The following is a 19,122-nucleotide window of genomic DNA, read 5'->3' on the forward strand; positions in this document are numbered from 1 at the left end:
CTGCTCGCGGCTCCTTCGAACGGGTTCATCATAGCCAAAGTATACCATTTTGAGGGTTCGGCGACTTTTTTGCCAGAGCGGGGAAGATCGTGGTAGAATACGTCATGGCGTGCATCGAATGCACGCCAATCCTTTAACTTTTGACTTTAGCACTCTCTTTTCGAGAGTGCCAAACCTGGGCTTAAACAGAGGGGCAGCAGGCGCGGCGGATCTCCACGCGACCCTGATAGGGTAGATGGCTATGTCGTCGGGGCTTACTGAACGTAGACAGACAATCTTAAAGCTCGTCATCCAGGAATTTGTTGAGACGGCGCAGCCAGTTGCCTCAGAGACATTGGTACGCAAATACCGCTTAAACGTCTCACCTGCGACCGTACGGAACGAACTCGCTGCGCTTGAGGAGCTAGGGTATCTGATGCATCTGCACACATCGGCGGGGCGAGTCCCGACCGATATAGGATACCGCTTTTTTGTCGAGAATCTCATGGATCGGACGACCCTTTCGTTGCCTGAGCAGCGGATGATTCGGCATCAGTTTTACCAGGTACGCGGTGAGCTAGATCAATGGATTCAGCTTGCTGGTTCAGTGCTAGCGCGCACGGCCCAGAACGCCTCGGTGGTGACGCCGCCGCGTTCAGCGGATCGGCTGCGCTTTCGCCAGGTTGAACTGGTAGCGATTCATGATACGATGGCCCTTGCGGTGCTCGTCTTTCATGGCGGGGTTGTGAAGCAGCAGACCATGGCGCTTGATGTGGTGCGTTCACCCGACGATCTGCGTCGTTGTGCGGCGCGGATCAGCAGTGTGCTTGCCGATCTTGAATTGAGTGATGTTGAAGATCTGTTGACACGAGATCAGCAGCAAGAAGGTTCAGAATTTGGTGAGTTTGAGCGTCAGGTGCTTGATCTCGTTGCCAGGGCGATGGATGCATTTGAAGCGCAGGCTCAGGAGCAGATCTATAGCGATGGCTTGATCGAGATGCTCAGCCAACCCGAATTCATCCCTGCGCTGGCGCGTGAGGATGCCGAACGAGCGGTTGAGCGGATGCGTCGAGCGCTTGACATTTTGAAGAGCGGTCGAGGCCTCGGGTTATTGATACCGCAGGCACTGGCCTCGGATGGAGTACAAGTGATTATTGGTGGTGAAAACAGTGCCGACGAGATGCGAGAATACAGTGTTATTTTAGCACGTTATGGAGTTGAACGAGCCGTGACAGGCGTGCTGGGGGTCATTGGGCCTACCCGCATGGCCTATCCACGTTCAATTTCGAGCGTGCGGTATATTTCATCACTGATGAGTGATCTCCTGGCCGAGTTATATCATGCCGATCAACGTTCACCTGAAAGCTAATAGTTTTTCGGGATGAATCAGGTAGTAGCTACATGTTTATATGCTTGCATACAAGTAGTGGAGATGCAAGAATTGAGGAGGATCATGAGCGAGAATCAGCACATTGTGGAACCAGCGGCTGAAGCGAGCGAAGAGCAGACGCAGAAACCGCAAGAGGATCTGGAAGCCCGTCTGGCTGATATGCAAGAGCAGGCTACCGAATTTCGTGATCAGTGGTTGCGAGCGGCAGCTGATTATAAAAATTTCAAGCGACGAACTGAAATTGAGCGTTCCGAATTGATTCGGAGCGCCAGTTCGGCGTTGTTGCTCAAATTGTTGCCGATAATGGATGATTTTGAGCGAGCGATTGAGAATATTCCGCCTGAGATTGCCGAGACGTCGTGGTGGGGTGGGACGCAGTTGATTGCCCACAAACTGCGTACGGTGCTTGAGAGTGAAGGGGTCAAAGTGATCGAAGCCGTTGGTGAGGATTTTGACCCGAACCTGCATGAAGCCGTCATTTATGAAGATGCCGAAGGGCAAGATGGCAAAGTGACGGGCGAGTTGCAAAAAGGATATAAATTAGGTGACCGTGTCCTTCGTGCTAGTATGGTCAAAGTAGGCCGTGGCTAGGCGAGGCACGAGCTACGATCTTTGTAAGGAGCAACAGACAAGCATATGCCCAAAGTCATCGGCATTGATCTTGGAACAACCAACTCGGTGATCGCCGTCGTGGAAGCAGGCGAAGCAGTCGTGATCCCTAACGCTGAAGGTGCTCGTCTGACCCCTTCAGTAGTTTCGATGAATAAAGTTGGCGAGCGTCTCGTCGGCCAGGTTGCGCGACGTCAGGCTGTCACGAATCCTGAGAATACGATCTTCTCGGTCAAGCGGTTCATCGGGCGTAAATTCAGCGAACCCGTCGTCCAGAAGGACACGGTGCTCGTGCCTTATAAATTGAGTGGTGCATCCAATGGTGATGTACGGGTGACGATGAATGGCAAAGAGTATGCGCCCCCCGAAGTTTCGGCCATGGTTTTACAGAAACTGAAGGCTGATGCGGAAGCCTACCTTGGCGAGTCGGTGACCCAGGCGGTCATTACTGTGCCAGCCTACTTCAACGACAGTCAACGCCAGGCGACGAAAGATGCGGGCAAGATTGCCGGGCTGGAAGTGCTGCGTATCGTCAATGAGCCGACGGCCTCGGCGTTGGCCTATGGCCTTGATAAAAAGGGCCAGGACGAGGTCGTGGTGGTTTATGATATGGGTGGTGGAACCTTCGACGTTTCGATCCTTGAATTGAGTGATGGGGTGGTTGAGGTCAAAGCGACCAGTGGTGATACGCACCTGGGGGGCGATGACTTTGACCAGCGCATTATTGACTGGCTTGCCAGCGAGTTCCAGAAAGACCAGGGTGTTGATCTGCGTCAGGATCGGATGGCGTTGCAACGGCTCAAAGAGGCGGCCGAGAAGGCCAAGATGGAACTATCGAGCGTAGGACAGTCCGAGATCAATCTGCCGTTCATTACGGCTGATGCGAATGGGCCCAAGCATCTGAGTCAGACAATGACACGGGCGCGCCTCGAGCAATTGACGAGCGATCTCATTGACCGCAGCATGGCGCCGGTACGGCAGTCGCTGAATGATGCCGGGTTGAAGCCGGCGCAGATTGACGAGGTCATTCTGGTTGGTGGGCAGACGCGGATGCCGGCGATTCAAGAAGCAGTGCGCAAATTTTTTGGCAAAGAACCGAACAAGACGGTCAATCCTGATGAAGTCGTTGCCATCGGTGCGGCCATTCAGGCGGGTGTGCTTGGTGGTGAAGTCAAAGATGTATTGCTGCTTGACGTCACGCCATTGACGCTGGGGATCGAGACCGTAGGGAAGGTCATGACGCCGCTGATCGCACGCAATACCACCATCCCGACGCGCAAGAGTCAGATCTTCTCGACGGCCAGTGATCATCAAAATAGCGTCGAAATTCATGTGTTGCAGGGTGAGCGAGCCGAGGCGCGGTACAACAAGAGTCTCGGCAAATTTGAACTGGCTGGCATCCCACCGGCACCGCGTGGGGTACCGCAGATCGAAGTCACGTTTGACATTGATGCCAACGGCATTGTCAATGTGACCGCCCGTGATAAAATGACAGGCACCGAACAACGCATCACCATTACGGCGTCGTCGGGGTTGAGCGACAGCGAGATTGATCAGATGGTGCAAGAAGCGGAATTGCACGCTGAAGAAGATCGTCTGCGCCTGCTGTTAATTGAGGCACGCAATGCGGGTGACAGCATGATCTACACTGCTGAGCGTACGCTCCGCGAGGCGGGTGACAAGGTCGATGGCCCGACGCGTACTGAGGTCGAGGACAAGATCCGCGTGTTGCGTGAGACGCTGGCGGCGGAAGACGAACAGGCTATTCGCAACCGAACTGCTGAACTTAGCGTCATCATTCAGCGCGTTGGTCAGGCGATGTATGCTGGTGATGCGACAGGGGCAGAGGGCAAACCTGCACGTGACGACGTTGTTGATGGCGAATATAAAGTTGATTGAGTAGTCCGTGTAAAGAGTCGAGAGGAAGCGTATGACGACGGGTGCAAAGCGTGACTACTACGAAGTCCTCGGGATTAGCCGCACCGCTGAACCAGACGAAATAAAAAAAGCCTTTCGCCGTCTGGCACGCCAGTATCACCCTGATGTTAGCAAAGAACCAGATGCCGAGGCGAAATTCAAAGAGATCAACGAAGCCTATGAGGTGCTCTCGGATGAGCAGAAACGGGCCATGTATGATCGCTTTGGGCATAATTCTCCGGGCGGGCCTGGTGGTGGGTATGGTGACCCTTTTGCGAATGGCGATCCATTCAGTACTATTTTTGACGCCTTTTTTGGTGGTGCAGCCGCAGGGCAACGCACGCAGCGCGGGCCACAACGTGGGGCCGATCTGCGGTACAGCTTGCGGTTGACGTTTGAAGAAGCCATCTTTGGGGTGGAGAAAGAGATTGAATATCGCCGTCTCGAGACGTGTCCGAGTTGCAAAGGCAATGGAGCCGAACCGGGAACTGATCCTGTGCGTTGTCCGAAATGCAATGGCACAGGTGAGATGCGTCAGCGTGCCCCGTTCATCAACATGGTCACGGTGAGTACATGTGACAACTGCAATGGCACGGGCACGGTGATTCCAATTCCCTGTCGGGAGTGTCGTGGCGAAGGCCGGATGCGTCAGACGCGGCGCCTCACCGTCAAAGTGCCTGCTGGGGTTGATGGGAACCAACAAATTCGCATCAGTGGCGAAGGTGAAGCCGGGCCGCGGGGCGGTTCGTTTGGCAATCTCTATGTAGCCCTGGATGTGCAGCCGCACCCCCTCTTCTTGCGCGAAGGCAACGATATCATCCTGGAATTGAAGCTCAATGTTGCGCAGGCCGCCCTGGGTGAAGAACTCAACGTGCCAACGATTGACGGCACCGAACGCCTGCGCATTCCGGCGGGGACGCAGACTGGTCAGACCTTTCGGATGCGGGGCAAAGGTGTTCCCTTCTTGCGTCAGCAGGGACGCGGAGATCAGATCGTCGTGACTCGTGTGGTCGTCCCCCAGAAACTGAATGACCAGCAACGGCGTCTCTTTCAGGAACTGGCCCGGACTTTTGATCCGGAAGACCAGAGTGATCATGATGAGGGCTTCTTCGGGCGCATTAAAGATGCGTTTCGTCGCTAAAACAGTATGACAGAACAGCTTTATGGGCGGAATGCGGTACGAGAAGCCTTGCGTGCTCGCCGACGAACATTGCACCGGCTCTATGTTTCGAGTGGTGTGCAAGAGACCGGTGTGATGGCCGAGATCATTCGGCTGGCCAGCGAGGCGAAGGTCAACGTCGAACGGGTCGAACGCCAGGTGTTGGATCGTCAACTGCGTGAGGTCAACCACCAGGGCGTTATGCTCCAGGCTGAAGCCTACCCGTATGTTGAACTTGAGGCATGTCTGGAGCTTGCTGGGCAACGTCAGGAGCCGGTGATGCTGTTGCTGCTCGATCATCTGCAAGATCCGCAAAACGTGGGTACATTGCTGCGGACAGCCGAGGTTGTCGGGGTGCATGGGGTCTGCTTGCCCGGGCGAAGAGCGGTCGAGATCACACCGGCGGTCGTGAATGCGTCAAGCGGGGCCACCGAGCATCTGAACATTGCCATGATTGGCAATCTGGCTCAGACGATCGTTGAACTGCAGAAGGGTGGGGTGTGGATTGTTGGGTTGGAAGATGACGCGAACGCACAGGATCTCGACCGTGCTGATCTGAACATGCCGCTCGGCCTAGTTGTCGGGGCCGAAGGTGCAGGGCTCGCACGGCTGACTCGTGAGCGGTGTGACTTTCTGGTACGGCTGCCCATGCGCGGCCAGATCGCCTCGCTGAATGCAGCGGTCGCGGGGAGCATCGCCTTGTATAGTGCCTGGCGTCAACGGGTTGAACGCTGAAAGGCACCAGATCGTACCATGCAAGTAAGAGGCAGAGGGCAAAGCCCTCTGCCTCTTACGGAAATAGCTTGGAAAGCCCAGGAGCTTTCGCCCTGGGAGCCGACACTTGAAGAGTATGCCTTGCTGCGCTAAAATAGGGTAGGACGAGCAAATCGGTTCGTAGTATAGGCTCAAAGAGGTACGCATGAAACTGAACGCCATTCTTTTGATCGCTATTGCGGGTGCGGCAGCATATATTTTCACCTTGCGGCGTCAACTGCAAGCTGCGCAGATGCGTGGCGACATGTACCGTGATATTTCGGCACGGCTTGATCGTCGCGTTGCGGAGTTGACAACGAAAGCATGACGGCTTCTTCGCACGCACTTAGTTCATCACGTCTGCAGGCCCCGACACGGGTTATGCCTGCGCTTGATGGTGTCACTGTGCGGCCTGCCCGGATGCCTGATGTTGGTGCCATTCTTGGGCTGCATCGTGAGGCTTTCGCGGACAAGTTTGGCGGTGCCTTCGGGGTTGATGCAACGGAACGGGGTGCAGCCGCGCTGGCGGCCACCTGGGAGCACCAGGGCGCAGTGGCAATGCGGGGGATGTTTGTTGCGGAGTACCAGGGCCAGATTGTGGGAACCACCACGATCCGTACCTGGGAGATGATCAGCGATCAGAGTGCTTCGGTTGAAGTTGTGTTCCACGAGGAACTTGGCTTCTGGCGAACCATTCGGTCGCTGTTTGTTTTATCGCTGCTCGATCATCAAATTGGCCGTCGTGAAGGCTTTATTACCGATGTGGCCGTCTTGCCCGGATATCGGCGGAGCGGGATTGCGCAGATGCTGCTCGCACGTGCCGAGCAAGAGGCCTTGCTGCGGGGCAAGCATCACCTTGGTCTCTATGTCAGCCAGCGCAACGAAGCCGCCCGAGCCCTCTACGAGCGGCTCGGTTTTTATCAGTACCGTTCGCGGCGCTCACTGCTCACCTGGTTCTTCTTTGGGCAGGGGCACTGGCTCTATTTACGCAAAAATCTTGTGTAAGCCCCTTTGAAATTGAGAAGGTAAAAGACAACGATGTCTGATCAGGCTAATCCCTTTCGGATCGCCCAGCAGCAATTCGACACTGCCGCCGAATTGCTCAACCTCCATCCCGATATTCGGGCTGTCTTGCGCGTACCCCAACGTGAACTGACGGTCAATTTTCCAGTGCGGCTTGATGATGGTAGCGTGCAGATGTTTACGGGCTACCGTGTGCAACACAACCTGGGCCGTGGGCCAGTCAAAGGTGGCATTCGTTATCATCCCAGCGTTGATCTGGATGAAGTCCGGGCGCTGGCGATGTGGATGACGTGGAAGTGTGCCCTGGTCAATATTCCGTACGGTGGGGCTAAAGGTGGGGTGATTGTTGATCCGCGTCAACTTTCGCTGGCTGAACTGGAACGTCTGACGCGTCGGTTTGCCTCGGATGTGAGCATTTTACTTGGCCCCGAGAAGGATATTCCGGCCCCGGATGTGAACACGAACGCGCAGATCATGGCGTGGATTATGGATACGATTTCGATGCACCGCGGGTATACGGTACCGGCGGTTATTACGGGCAAACCGATCCAGGTTGGGGGGTCACTGGGGCGGATCGAGGCAACCGGGCGCGGGGTGAGCCTGATGGTTCGTGAGGCGGTGCATAAACAGGGGCGAGCGCTGGAAGGGCTGAGAGTGGTCGTGCAGGGTTTTGGCAATGTGGGGAGCACAGCGGCGCTGCTGTTGCACGAAATGGGCTGTCAGGTGATTGGTGTGGCTGATGCTGCCGGGGCCTATTACTGTGCCAGCGGGCTTGATATTCCCGCGATGCGTACCTACAGCGACCGGCATACGTTTCGGTTGCTGCAAGGGTATGAGGCGCCGCATATGGTGCCGATCACCGGAACCGAGTTGCTTGAACTGGAGTGTGACGTCTTGATCCCGGCGGCACTGGAAAATCAGTTGACGGGCGCGAATGCCGCACGGGTACGGGCGGGCATGGTGGTCGAAGGGGCGAATGGCCCGACAACGCCCGCTGCCGATGCGATCCTGACGGCACGGGGCATTCCAGTGGTGCCTGATATTCTCGCCAATGCGGGCGGGGTGATTGTCAGCTATTTCGAGTGGGTGCAGGGTCTGCAGGAATTTTTCTGGGATGAGCACGATATCAACAGCAAACTCGAGCGCATCCTAGTGAACGCTTTTGAAGAGGTATGGCAACTGGCGGCGAGCCGCGCCTTACCGTTACGCACAGCGGCCTATCTGCTCGCCGTCCAGCGGGTTGCCGAAGCAAACGCGACCCGTGGCGTGTATCCATAGGTGAGTAGGCAAAGATGCCAGCATAAGGTATAATCCAAGTTAAAGAGGGCCTGTTGCGTTGAGACAGCGAGAAAGGGTCCCGGATGCAGATCTTGCTGGTAGATGATAACCCGCTGATGCAGCAGGTGATCAACAGTTTTCTCGTCAGTCACGGATACAGTGTGGCGGTTGCCGCGACCGGTCAGGATGCGCTTGCTGTGGTCAGTGATGAAGTGTGTCGTCTCTTGATGATCGACATGCGTCTGCCTGACCAGGATGGGCCAGATCTGCTGGTCATCTTGCGCCAGTTGCCAGGCATGGCTGAGTGTCCAGCGATTGCGGTGAGTGGCCTGGGCGAAGAGGATCGCGAACGGACGGTGGCTGCAGGGTTTGATATGTTTCTGGCCAAACCCATTGATCTTGATGAACTGCTTGCGACGGTGCAACGCTATGTAGACCAGCAGGCGAGCCATACGAATGGGACGCAGGATTGCATACGGTAAGAGGCAATGGATCGTCTGGTTTTGTGGGATGTTGACGGAACCTTGTTGAGCACCGATGGCCTTGCGGCCGAGGCGATGCGGGCCACCATGCGTGAGGTCGTCGGGCCAACGGCACCAATGGCGCGCACCGCTTATGCAGGCAAAACCGACTGGCAGATCATACGGGAGAGTTTCCCAACGCTTGCGCCCGAGGCGATTGCCGCGCAGTTGCATGCCTTTACCGTGAGCTATGCGCGTCGGCTCGAAGCGCAGCGTGACGAATTGGCGCGACGTTCGCAGCTCTTTCCGGGGGTGCAGGCGGCCCTGGAAGCGTTGGCGGGCAGGGTGCGTCAGGCACCGTTGACGGGCAATATTGCTGCGGTGGCACGCATCAAGCTGGCTGCGGTTGGCCTGGTGGCGCACCTTGATCTGGCAGCGGGGGCGTATGGTGATGATCATCATCATCGGCCTGAGCTTGTCCCGATTGCGGCGGCGCGGGCGGCGGCACGGTACGGACGACCCTTTGCCGGTCATGAGATTGTTATTGTTGGTGATACGCCGCATGACATTGCCTGTGGCAAGGCCAATGGCACGCGCACGGTCGGGGTTGCCACTGGCCCGTACCCCTTTGATGAACTTGTGCGGTGCAACCCGGATGTAGTGCTCACCGACCTGCGTGATACTGAAGCTGTCATAAGGGCGGTGTTTGGGTGATAGGGGCGGCCTGTGGCCTTCAAAAATGGCGCTCGTATGAAAACGACCAGCAAAGCTGGTCGTTTTCATACGAGCATGGATTTTGAGGGCGACAGCTTACTGGGCGAGGGGTTTGGTCAGATCGTTGCCCCATTCGTTCCAGGAGCCATCGTAGATCGCGGCGCGGCGTCCGGTGATCAGTTCATAGGCGAGGGCGGTAGGTGTCGCGGAGACACCGCCGTTGCAATAGGCAACAACCTCGCGATCCTCGAGTGTATCGAGGTCGATCCCAGCGGCGGTAAAACGCTCGCGGAGCACTTCAGGGGGGCTGAAGGTATGATCCTCGGCACTGAGCAGGCTCTGATAAAAGACATGCGCGGCATTGGGGATATGCCCACCGCGCACAGCGCGTGACTCGTGGCCCTGATACTCAGCGAGGTTACGGGCATCAATGAGCAACGTCGCAGCGGAGTCAAGGCTTGCGAGGATCTGGTCAGCGGTTTTACGCAGGGATGGCTGGGGCTGCGGGGTAAAGGTTGCGGGTGGATAGTGCGGTACGACCGTGGTCAGCGGGCGGCCTTCAGCCTGCCACTTGAGCAACCCGCCGTTGAGAATGCGCGCCTGTTCAAAGCCATAGTAGCGCAGCACCCAGAGCACGCGCCCGGCAAACATCGAAAACCAATCATCGTAGATAACGACGATGCTATCGTCGCCGATACCGCGTTCGCCGAGCACACGAGCAAGCTTATCGGGCGGGGCAATCTGGGTAGGCACCGGATCATCGAGATCGACAATATCTTCGAGCCAGTTGAGATAGAGTGCGCCGGGGATATGTCCGGCGGCATAATCGTCGTGGCGGGCAAAATAGTGTGGTTTAGGCTCGGTGGGGGGCAACACCTTGCCTCGCGCATCAACAATGCGCAGGTTCGGCTCGCCCAGATGATCGGCGAGCCAGGCAGTCGTAACAAGCGGACCAGTGGGCAACTCAAGCATGGGATTACTCACTTCTTGCTAACAGAATCAGTAGTGTGTGAATGAAGTTTTCTGGCGTCCTTAGCCGTCCACGAATTGGGGCCACGAAGAAACGAATACTTGCGTCACAAAGCCTGTCTTCGTCTATATGTTCTGGCATGCCTGGGAGCGCGGGTGGATCGCTTGCTTTTGCTCCCGAAGCGGGCGGGACGCCCGCGCACCCAGGCTCACGAAGTTTTCTGACATGGTGCCGAAGGGAGTGCCGGCTTCAGCCGGCTGAAGCCGGCACTCCCTTCGGCACCAGAGCAGCAAGCTTTGTTGACACACGCATCAATCGGAGAGTTCACGGGGGGGTTGATTTAACACCCGCGTCAGATCGCGGAGTTCCATCCACCACTGTTGTTTGGGGCGGGCGTGCTCAGCATCAACACGACGGGGAAACTCTTCGAGGTCGATGATCTGGACACGGCCATCCTGATAGCCAATAAAGGCACTATCAGCGGAGCCTTGCAGGGCACGGTCGATCAGGAAATCGACACATCTAACGGCCAAGCGCGTGGCCTGAATGCGGTCAAAGGGTGAAGGTGAACCACCCTGTTGCAGGTGTCCAAGGATGGACTGACGCACCTCAAAAATATCGCCGCCTTCTTCTTCAAAGAGCGAGCACATAAAGCTCGTGGTATAGATCGGATTAGACTTCTCATTGCGAATAACGAGGCTCAGGCGCTTGCCGTGTTGGAACCAGTAGATCATCTCATCGATATCTTTTTGCATATCGCTGAGGGTAATGCCTTCTTCGGGCAAATAGACTCGTTCCGCACCAGAGGCGAGGCCACTCATCAAGGCGAGGTAGCCACAGCCCCGGCCCATAACCTCGACGACAAAACAGCGGCGCGAGGCGACGGCTGACTGCTTGATGCGATCGATGGCGTCAACAATATTATTGAGCGCCGTATCAGAACCAATGCTCAACTCTGAGCCAGGGAGATTATTATTAATCGTCGCGGGCAAGCAGATCATCGGAATATTAAAAGCCGGATAATTATAGCGTTCGCTATGGAGTTTATAGCAAATATCGTAGCCCGTCCAGCCACCGATCATCAAGAGACCATCGATCTTAAACTCTTCGAGGCGGCGGGCGAGTTGATAGATCTCGGGGCCACGGGGGATCTTGCGATTGGTACCGAGTTCAGCGCCACCGGTGGTGGCCCAGCCACTGACGCTCATCCAATCCATTTCGTGGACATCGCCATCGATGAGCCCTTGGAACCCGTGGCGCACACCGAGCATTGTATGGCCGTGGTCAATCCCGAGGCGGACGGCCACCCGAACAGCGGTATTCATCCCGGGGGCGGGGCCACCGGCGTGAAGGATCGCAAGGCGCAGGGGGCGAGGGGCACTGCCGGCCTGGGGTGGGCGCGACTGGACGAGGGTACGGAGGGTACGGAAGGCCTCGGTGAAACTCCCGCCACGGAGAGCCATGGCACGCTCATACTCTTGGGCCTTAATTGCCTCGGCAACGGTGCGGGTTTCAGCGACACCCTGCATGAGCGGGGTAATGGTCACGCGGTTCTCACGAATCCCGATCACCTGCGACTCGCGTTCAGGCTTGGCCTGGATCAGCTCGCGTGCTGCGGTATAGCCCATCAACGTACTCATCCAGCGATCGAAAGCACTGGGGGCACCGCCACGTTGCACATGACCAAGGATGGTTACACGCGTATCTTCGCCGAGGCGTTCTTCGATCAACTGCTTGATAAAATCAGCCGTAATCGCATTGCCAGCGCGGTCACGGGAGCCTTCGGCGAGAATGATAAGGCTATCGCGGCGGCCACTGGCGCGCCCAGCGCGCATGGCCTCACACATACGGGTGGGCCAATCATCGTCCTCGGGCGGATTCTCGGGAATAAAGACCCAGTCGGCACTCCCGGCAATGGCCCCCATCAACGCGAGGTAGCCACAATGACGGCCCATGACCTCGATGACAAAGGTTCGCTGATGGCTGGCAGCGGTTGAGGTAATCGCATCCAGCGCCTCGGTAATGCGATGAAGCGCCGAGTCGGCCCCAATGGTCATATCGGTGCCCGAGAAGTCATTATCAATCGAACCGACGAGGCCCACGATGCCGAGGTGGGGATGGCGTGCAGCGACGGCCTTGCTCAACTGACCAGCCTCAACGAGCTCCTTTAGGAGTCCGGGCCACTCCTCACGAAACTCTTGCGCGCCACGGAGGCTGCCATCGCCACCAATCACGACGAGGCGATCAATGCCTTGGGCGACCAAATTAGCGACGCCCTGGCGGAGACCCTCGCGGGTACGAAAGCCGGGGCTACGGGCAGTGCCGATGGCCGTGCCACCGCGATGAAGAATGCCTCCGACGCTATCCCAATCCATCTTACGAATGAAATCGCCACCCCTGATCAGCCCCTCATAGCCTTCATAGATGGCGTAGACTTCACAGCCTTCCGTGATCCCGGTACGAACGACGGCGCGCACAGCAGCATTCATGCCCTGGGCATCACCGCCGCTTGTCAAGACGCCAATCTTGATCTTTTTGGCGGCAGACATGGTGTTCTCCTTTTAGTGCAGCCCTCTGTGAGTATAGTATAGCACGCTACGTTGGGATGGCTGCCTTAGGTTGAGGTGCGATAGTCTCTATCGATGGCGTGGAGAGCGGCAATGGCATCGTGTTCAGAGGGAGGGCAGGCGGTCGCAAACCAGGCATCTAAGATTTCGCGGGCGAGTTCGGGGGTCGTCGTACGCAGGCTCAAGGCGAGCACATTGGCATCATTCCATGTGCGGGCGCCGGCGGCGGTCTGGGCATCGTGGCAGAGGGCCGCACGAATACCAGGGACTTTATTGGCCGCAATGCTGACGCCGGTTCCGGTGTAACAGCAGACGATGCCTTGGTCGGCGTGGCCGTTGGCGACGGTTTCACCGACGGCCCGACCGACATCAGGCCAGATTGCCTGGATTCCGGCGAGGGGGCCGACGAGCATCAGGTCGTGACCACGCCGGGTCAATTCTTCGCGCAGGACATCCGTGAGGTAGGTTTGTTCATCGCTTCCGAGCACAAGGTTCATTGGTGATCTCCTTAGCGGGAACGTCGCCCGCGCAGTAGGGAGCGACCGGCGCGAGGAAAGCCGAGCAAGCCCGTGCGGCGGCGGGTAATTGGCATCCCCGAGGTTGCATTCACGAGCGTAAGTTGTTCCATCATGATGCGAGCGATCTGGGCTGAGCCATCGCGCGGGACGGCCCCAGCGAGGCGTGCGACGGTTGCCGCGTGGCGCGGTGGATCGCGGAGCTCGCTGACGGCGTTGACGATGCGTTCGGTGGTAGGGCAGAAGAGGCCGAGCTCGTAGTTGAGGACAAAATCAATATTGCCCTGCTCTTGCATACCAACGGCTTCGGTGACGATGACCGGCTTCCGCATGACCAGAGCCTCCATGAGCGTACCGGGACCGGCTTTCGTCACCACCAGATCGCTCGCGGCCATCAGCGCCTCCATGTTATCAACAAAGCCATAGATATGGCTCAAGGGAGGGCGTTGGCGGGCGTGCAATTCCTGATAGACGGCGCGATTTTTGCCGGTAATGACGAGCAGTTGGGTTGAGGGAAAGGCCTGTTCGAGCGCGAGCACGAGTTCAGCGAGGCGTCCGGAGCCGACGCCACCGGCGGTGACGAGCAGGGTAAAGGCCTCGGGATCGAGGCCAAGGGCCTGGCGTGTCTCGCGTTGCGCGAGGGTATAGGCCACAAACTTGGGATGCACAGGAAAGCCGGTGCGTTTGAGTTGCGAGGGATACATCCCCCGGCGATACATAATCTGGAAGGCTTCGTCGGTAGGCACGACCGCGAGGTCAACCCCTGGATAGGTCCACGAGGCGTGCAAACTGACGAGGTCAGTGACACAGGTAATCACGCGAAAAGGCATGCGACGGGCGCGGCGTGACCAGACCACGAGGCGATTGACGAGGGGATGGGTCGAGACGACGAGGCGGGGTTGGCGTGCTTCAATGGCCTGGATCAGATTGCGGCGCGCACTCAGAAAGACCAGGCGAGAGAGCATATCAACGGTACGGGTTGCATTGGTCAATTGAAACGTTAGATCATAGAGGCGCAGCCAGCGGGTCGAGAGCTTATCGTAGTGTTCGGGGGCACCACGCACGCCGGGCAAATCGGTGAGGCGGAGAATATCTTCGATGGCCCAGGTAAGCGACGTACCGCTGATCTGATCGAGGGCAGCGCTAATGGCGACGGCCGCACTGCGATGGCCGCCGCCAGTATCAGAGATCGCAAAGAGGACATCAACTGGCCCTGAAGTCATAGATGCTACCCTTCATTTATGGCGTCGGTTCAAAAAATCAGCAAGCACCCGTTCCGCAATATCGAGCGCAGCGCGCGGTCGTCCGGCTGATGTGGCTGCCGAGCGCATAAGGGCGAGGGTGTCGGGATGCTGCAACATGTGGACGGCCGTGCGAGCGACTGAAGCGGGAATGCGAAGTTGCACCCCAGCGCCGCAACTCACCACATAATCGGCATTCCACTCTTCGTGACCAGGAATTGGTTCAATCACAATGAGGGGTACCGCGCGAGCGAGCACCTCACTGACGATCAAGCCGCCGGCTTTGGTGATGACCAGATCAGTGGCAGCGATCAGATCGTCAACATAGTCAACGAACCCGAGGATGCGCAACTGCACATGGGCTGAAGCTGTGAGATCACTGAGGCTCTCGACGAGGGTCGGATTGCGTCCGGCGACGACGACGAGCGTCATATCAAGGGTGCTCGACAAGAAATGTTCGGCAATCACACGGATATGGTCATCGTCTACCCCGCCACCAAAGAGCGTTATGAGCGGGTACGTTGTTGAGAGGCCATGACGGAGGCGGATCGCCTCAACTTCTTTGGGCTCGTTCACTATGGGATCAACCGGAATGCCGCTGACACTAATCTGCTTGGCGGCGACACCGCGGGCGATCAACTGCTCGCGGGTCTGTTCATCGCCGACAAAATAACCATCAATTTCGGTATAGGTCCAGAAGGTATGGGCGACATAGTCAGTCACCACACAATAGACGGGCTGACTGAGCATCGCATTGCGCTTGTAACGAACGAGCAACTCCATGGGGAGGAAATGGGTACAAATAATCAGTTCAGGCTGAAAGGCCCGCAGCAGATCCTTGAGCCCGGTTGTGCCGATGCTTTCGACAAGCTTGCGGAGATTATTGGTAAACTCAGAGAGGGTCGGATCGGCATTTGTCTGAGTATAGAAATAGCCCCAGACCATCGGGGCGCGGTCGGTTAATTCGAGATAGGAGCGTGCATAGGCAACCCGAAAGAGGCGGGTCGTATGATCGAGAACATCTTCGATCCGAACCTCACCAGGTTGGCGTTGGAGAAAAGCGGTGGCAAGGGCCTCAGCTGCACGTTTATGGCCAGCCCCAACCGAGGCATAGAGCAGCAACACTCGCGGCATGGGTGCTCCCGAGATGAAAATGATCATGTGGCAGGCGCAAGATCTGCCTGTTATGGGGTATCCTACCACAAACGTAGGTTCCTGGGGGGCCATCAAACCTGCCCGGTGTGCGCCGGGAGCTTGCTGCGGACTCCCATAGATCAGATCGCGGCGGCGCACACCGGGCAGGTTTCCCGAATCCATCGCCACGTATGTGAAGATGGGGGTGGGTGGATGGATCAGCGCTTTTCTTTTACACTACGCTGAGGGAATAACGTGGTTGGGATGGGCAGGACATGAGATGAGACAACGCAAGATCAATATACTTACGGTGGGTTCGCGGGGGGATGTGGAGCCGTATGTGGCGCTGGGGGTGGGGTTGCAGCAGGCGGGCTATGCGGTGACGCTGGCGACCGAGGCTGGTTTTGAGGGTCTGGTGCGCGAGCACGGGCTTGCTTTTGCGCCGTTGCGGGCCGAATTTATTCATCTGGCGCAGAGTAGCGAAGGCAAGGCGGCGCTGGCGGGCAAGAATCCTTTTGGGTTGATGCAACGGATTAAGCCAATGCTGCGCAACATCCTTGATGATGCATGGGCGGCAAGTCAGGCGGCTGAGGCAATTATCTACCATCCCAAGGCGCTGGCGGGGTACCATCTGGCCGAAAAATTGCAGGTGCCCGGATTTTTGACGATGATGCTTCCGGCATACTCGCCCACACGGATCTTTTCTAATCCTGCGCTGGGTGGGCAAAATTATGGTGACTGGGTCAACTGGTTTACCTATACGCTCTTTTTGCGAGGCGCAACTTTGCCGTACCGCAGCCTGATTAATGCCTGGCGCAAAGAGCGGTTGGGGTTGCCGCCTTTTCGTGATGATACGATCTTGCGGGGCAAACCCGTGCCCAAAATGTATGCCTATAGCCAGCATGTGGTGCCAAAGCCACCTGATTGGGACGCCTCCACCTTTGTGTCGGGCTACTGGTTTCTTCCGACTTCAGCCTCGTGGCAGCCTTCGGCGGCATTGGAGGCCTTTCTGGCGCAGGGGCCACCGCCGGTCTATGTTGGGTTTGGGAGTATGGCCTCACAGGATGCGGCGCGCACAACGAAGCTTGTGCTCGCGGCGGCAGCGCAGGCGGGGCAACGGGTGATCCTGGCGAGCGGATGGGGTGGGTTGAGCACGGCGGATCTACCGGCGACCGCGTTTGCGTTGGAAGCCGCCCCGCATGCGTGGCTTTTTCCGCGCTGCGCGGCGGTGGTGCATCATGGGGGGGCCGGAACGACGGGGGCCGGGTTACGGGCGGGCAAGCCGACGGTGATCTGTCCGTTTTTTGGCGATCAGCCCTTCTGGGGGCAACGGGTCTTTGCGCTTGGGGTGGGGCCGTGGCCGGTGCCGCAGAAGAAATTGACGGTGGAACGACTGGCCCGGGCGATTGAGGTCGCGGTGAGCGACCAGGCGATGCGGCAGCGAGCCGAGGCGCTGGGGGCGAAGATCCGGGCTGAAGACGGGGTTGCCAGGGCGATTGAGTTTATGCGTACAATGCTGTGATGCACCACGCACAGAGGGCAAGTTTTTTGACGCAAAGGCGCGAAGGCGCAAAGGTTTGGATGGAGCGGCGCACAGAGGGCAAGTTTTTTGACGCAAAGGCGCGAAGGCGCAAAGGTTTGGATGGAGCGGTATGCGTAGCTTTCTGCATAGATTGACAAGCGACGGCCCGTGTGCTACCTTTAGCTAGCCTTTAACGCAGCCCTGTGAGGCTGTAAAGGAGTGCTTATGAGCAAGTATTGCGCGTCAGTATGGCGCGAAGCGAGCCTGACCCGTGTACCCTGATGCCAGGGTGGGGTCAGGTTTTTTTGTGTTTCCAGCGCTATGAGTGAGAGTGAGGCGAATGATGAGCGAGCACAAGCAGATCCTGACCCCTGACGACATTCGGCGGGCGCTGGTACGCATTGCGCACGAGATTGATGAGCGCAATGGAGGGTTGCAGGAGGTCATCCTGGTGGGGATTCGGCAACGCGGGGTGCCGCTCGCCGAGCGGATTGCGACATCCATTGCTGATTTTGAGGGTATTCGTATCCCGGTTGGTCAACTTGACATTACCCTCTATCGTGATGATTTGCGGATGCGCGGGCCTACTCCCCTGGTACGCAAGACCGAGATTCAGCATGATCTGACCGACAAAGTGGTCGTACTGGTTGACGATGTGCTCTATACCGGGCGGACGGTACGGGCGGCACTTGACGCGATTGCGGATCTTGGGCGACCGGCGTGCATTCAACTGGCTGTTCTGATTGACCGAGGGCATCGTGAACTGCCAATTCGGGCCGATTTTGTTGGCAAGAATGTGCCAACTTCGCGGAGTGAACGGGTCGCGGTGCATGTGCGTGAGATTGATGGGCAGGATGAAGTGGTTATTTCGCGTGCGTAGTTGGAGGCGCGGAGGAGTCTAACGCAGAGGCGCGGAGGCGCAGAGGCGCGGAGGGGGCGAAGATGGAGATGGTGAGTAGGCGGCGGCGGCATGTCATTGATCTTGATGAGATGACGGCGGCGGAGATCGAAGAAATCCTTGAGCTTACCGAGAGCATGAAAGAAGTGCTTGCGCGTGAGATCAAGCAAGTACCGACCTTGCGTGGGCGAACGGTCGTCAATATGTTTTTTGAGGATAGTACGCGGACGCGGATCAGCTTCGAGTTGGCGGCGAAAGCGTTGTCGGCGAATGTCGTCTCGTTTAGTGCGCGGGGAAGCAGTGTTGAAAAGGGTGAGTCACTGATTGACACCGTGCGCACCTTGCAGGCGCTTGGGGCTGATATGGTGGTCATACGGCACAGCCAAGCGGGGGCACCGTATCTGGTGGCCCAGCATTTTGCGGGGGCGGTCATCAATGCAGGCGACGGACGGCATGCGCACCCGACGCAAGCCTTGCTTGACCTCTTTACGATTCGGGAGCGACTGGATCGCATCCGCGGGTTGAAGGTCGTGATTGTTGGCGACATCCTGCACAGTCGTGTCGCCCGTTCGGATCTGTGGGGGTTGACCCGACTGGGGGCGCATGTCACGCTTTGTGCGCCGCCAACCTTGCTGGGGCCGGCCCACTTTTGGACAGCGACGTGGCCGCAGATTAGCATCAGCCATCGACTTGACGAAGCGCTTGAAGGGGCCGACGTCGTGATGGTGTTGCGTCTGCAAAAAGAGCGGATGCATGCGGGCTTATTGCCTTCATTGCGCGAGTATAGTCGAGCCTATGCACTGACCCCTGAGCGGCTCGAGCGACTTGGGGCCGAGACATTGATCATGCATCCAGGGCCGATGAACGAAGGAGTCGAAATCTGGCCTGAGGCGGCGACGGCCCCCAACTCGGTGATTGAAGCCCAGGTAACCAACGGTGTCGCGGTACGGATGGCGTTACTCTACTGGCTGGCGGGATAGATGAGGTAAGCA

Annotated in this window: 18 protein-coding genes; 13 read left to right on the forward strand and 5 right to left on the reverse strand. The window is 57.6% G+C overall.

All coding sequences use genetic code 11. The features are described from left to right. Positions 1–241: 241 nt before the first annotated feature. The 10 genes from hrcA to EKD05_RS10825 all read left to right on the forward strand — a co-directional run bounded on the left by hrcA (position 242) and on the right by EKD05_RS10825 (position 9,283). Entirely contained in the window at positions 242–1,348 is a 1,107-nt protein-coding gene (hrcA, locus tag EKD05_RS10785) for a heat-inducible transcriptional repressor HrcA (RefSeq protein WP_129672498.1), read from the forward strand. A gap of 84 nt (positions 1,349–1,432) precedes the next feature. Beyond that, on the forward strand, positions 1,433–1,960 hold the full coding sequence (gene grpE / locus EKD05_RS10790) for a nucleotide exchange factor GrpE (protein ID WP_240695729.1): 528 nt from the start codon (positions 1,433–1,435) through the stop codon (positions 1,958–1,960). A gap of 45 nt (positions 1,961–2,005) precedes the next feature. Further along, a complete protein-coding gene (gene dnaK / locus EKD05_RS10795; RefSeq protein ID WP_129672502.1) occupies positions 2,006–3,877 on the forward strand; it encodes a molecular chaperone DnaK in 1,872 nt (623 codons plus the stop codon). Positions 3,878–3,908: 31 nt separating this feature from the next. Next, the gene (dnaJ, locus tag EKD05_RS10800) at positions 3,909–5,036 is read left to right on the forward strand and encodes a molecular chaperone DnaJ (protein ID WP_129672504.1); all 1,128 of its coding nucleotides are present in this window, start codon (positions 3,909–3,911) and stop codon (positions 5,034–5,036) included. 6 nt (positions 5,037–5,042) lie between these two features. Next, positions 5,043–5,789 (forward strand): 23S rRNA (guanosine(2251)-2'-O)-methyltransferase RlmB, encoded by a 747-nt coding sequence (rlmB, locus tag EKD05_RS10805; protein WP_129672506.1) that lies wholly within the window; start codon positions 5,043–5,045, stop codon positions 5,787–5,789. A gap of 184 nt (positions 5,790–5,973) precedes the next feature. Further along, positions 5,974–6,135 (forward strand): hypothetical protein, encoded by a 162-nt coding sequence (locus tag EKD05_RS25720; RefSeq protein WP_165360684.1) that lies wholly within the window; start codon positions 5,974–5,976, stop codon positions 6,133–6,135. Further along, positions 6,132–6,812: a GNAT family N-acetyltransferase gene (locus tag EKD05_RS10810; RefSeq protein WP_240695730.1), complete on the forward strand. Its 681-nt coding sequence runs from the start codon at positions 6,132–6,134 to the stop codon at positions 6,810–6,812. Before EKD05_RS25720 ends, EKD05_RS10810 begins: the two co-directional genes overlap by 4 nt. Before the next feature lie 33 nt (positions 6,813–6,845). Next, positions 6,846–8,108 (forward strand): Glu/Leu/Phe/Val dehydrogenase, encoded by a 1,263-nt coding sequence (locus EKD05_RS10815; protein ID WP_129672508.1) that lies wholly within the window; start codon positions 6,846–6,848, stop codon positions 8,106–8,108. Positions 8,109–8,191: 83 nt separating this feature from the next. Next, a complete protein-coding gene (locus tag EKD05_RS10820) occupies positions 8,192–8,590 on the forward strand; it encodes a response regulator (RefSeq protein WP_129672510.1) in 399 nt (132 codons plus the stop codon). A gap of 6 nt (positions 8,591–8,596) precedes the next feature. Beyond that, positions 8,597–9,283, forward strand: coding sequence for an HAD family hydrolase (locus EKD05_RS10825; RefSeq protein ID WP_129672512.1), 687 nt, complete (start codon positions 8,597–8,599; stop codon positions 9,281–9,283). A 96-nt stretch (positions 9,284–9,379) separates the two neighbouring features. Here the strand turns inward: EKD05_RS10825 and EKD05_RS10830 are convergent, their stop codons facing one another. The 5 genes from EKD05_RS10830 to EKD05_RS10850 form a co-directional block, all read right to left on the reverse strand. After that, positions 9,380–10,255, reverse strand: a complete 876-nt coding sequence (locus tag EKD05_RS10830) for a sulfurtransferase (RefSeq protein ID WP_129672522.1) — start codon at positions 10,253–10,255, stop codon at positions 9,380–9,382. A 309-nt stretch (positions 10,256–10,564) separates the two neighbouring features. Beyond that, entirely contained in the window at positions 10,565–12,802 is a 2,238-nt protein-coding gene (locus tag EKD05_RS10835) for a 6-phosphofructokinase (protein WP_129672524.1), read from the reverse strand. 65 nt (positions 12,803–12,867) lie between these two features. After that, positions 12,868–13,317, reverse strand: a complete 450-nt coding sequence (locus EKD05_RS10840; protein WP_129672526.1) for an RpiB/LacA/LacB family sugar-phosphate isomerase — start codon at positions 13,315–13,317, stop codon at positions 12,868–12,870. An 11-nt stretch (positions 13,318–13,328) separates the two neighbouring features. Next, positions 13,329–14,558, reverse strand: coding sequence for a glycosyltransferase (locus EKD05_RS10845; protein ID WP_129672528.1), 1,230 nt, complete (start codon positions 14,556–14,558; stop codon positions 13,329–13,331). Positions 14,559–14,570: 12 nt separating this feature from the next. Then, positions 14,571–15,710, reverse strand: a complete 1,140-nt coding sequence (locus tag EKD05_RS10850; RefSeq protein ID WP_129672530.1) for a glycosyltransferase — start codon at positions 15,708–15,710, stop codon at positions 14,571–14,573. A gap of 280 nt (positions 15,711–15,990) precedes the next feature. On the opposite strand from EKD05_RS10850, the gene EKD05_RS10855 reads away from it, so the two are divergent. The 3 genes from EKD05_RS10855 to EKD05_RS10865 all read left to right on the forward strand — a co-directional run bounded on the left by EKD05_RS10855 (position 15,991) and on the right by EKD05_RS10865 (position 19,110). Next, positions 15,991–17,232 carry a glycosyltransferase gene (locus EKD05_RS10855; protein WP_129672533.1) on the forward strand — a complete coding sequence of 414 codons (1,242 nt, stop codon included), beginning with the start codon at positions 15,991–15,993 and terminating at the stop codon, positions 17,230–17,232. A gap of 343 nt (positions 17,233–17,575) precedes the next feature. Continuing rightward, positions 17,576–18,112 (forward strand): bifunctional pyr operon transcriptional regulator/uracil phosphoribosyltransferase PyrR, encoded by a 537-nt coding sequence (gene pyrR / locus EKD05_RS10860; RefSeq protein WP_129672577.1) that lies wholly within the window; start codon positions 17,576–17,578, stop codon positions 18,110–18,112. 71 nt (positions 18,113–18,183) lie between these two features. Then, entirely contained in the window at positions 18,184–19,110 is a 927-nt protein-coding gene (locus EKD05_RS10865) for an aspartate carbamoyltransferase catalytic subunit (protein WP_129672579.1), read from the forward strand. The last annotated feature ends 12 nt before the right edge of the window (positions 19,111–19,122 follow it).

It is taken from the genome of Candidatus Chloroploca sp. Khr17 (genome assembly GCF_004138165.1).
Classification (GTDB): Bacteria; Chloroflexota; Chloroflexia; order Chloroflexales; family Chloroflexaceae; genus Chloroploca.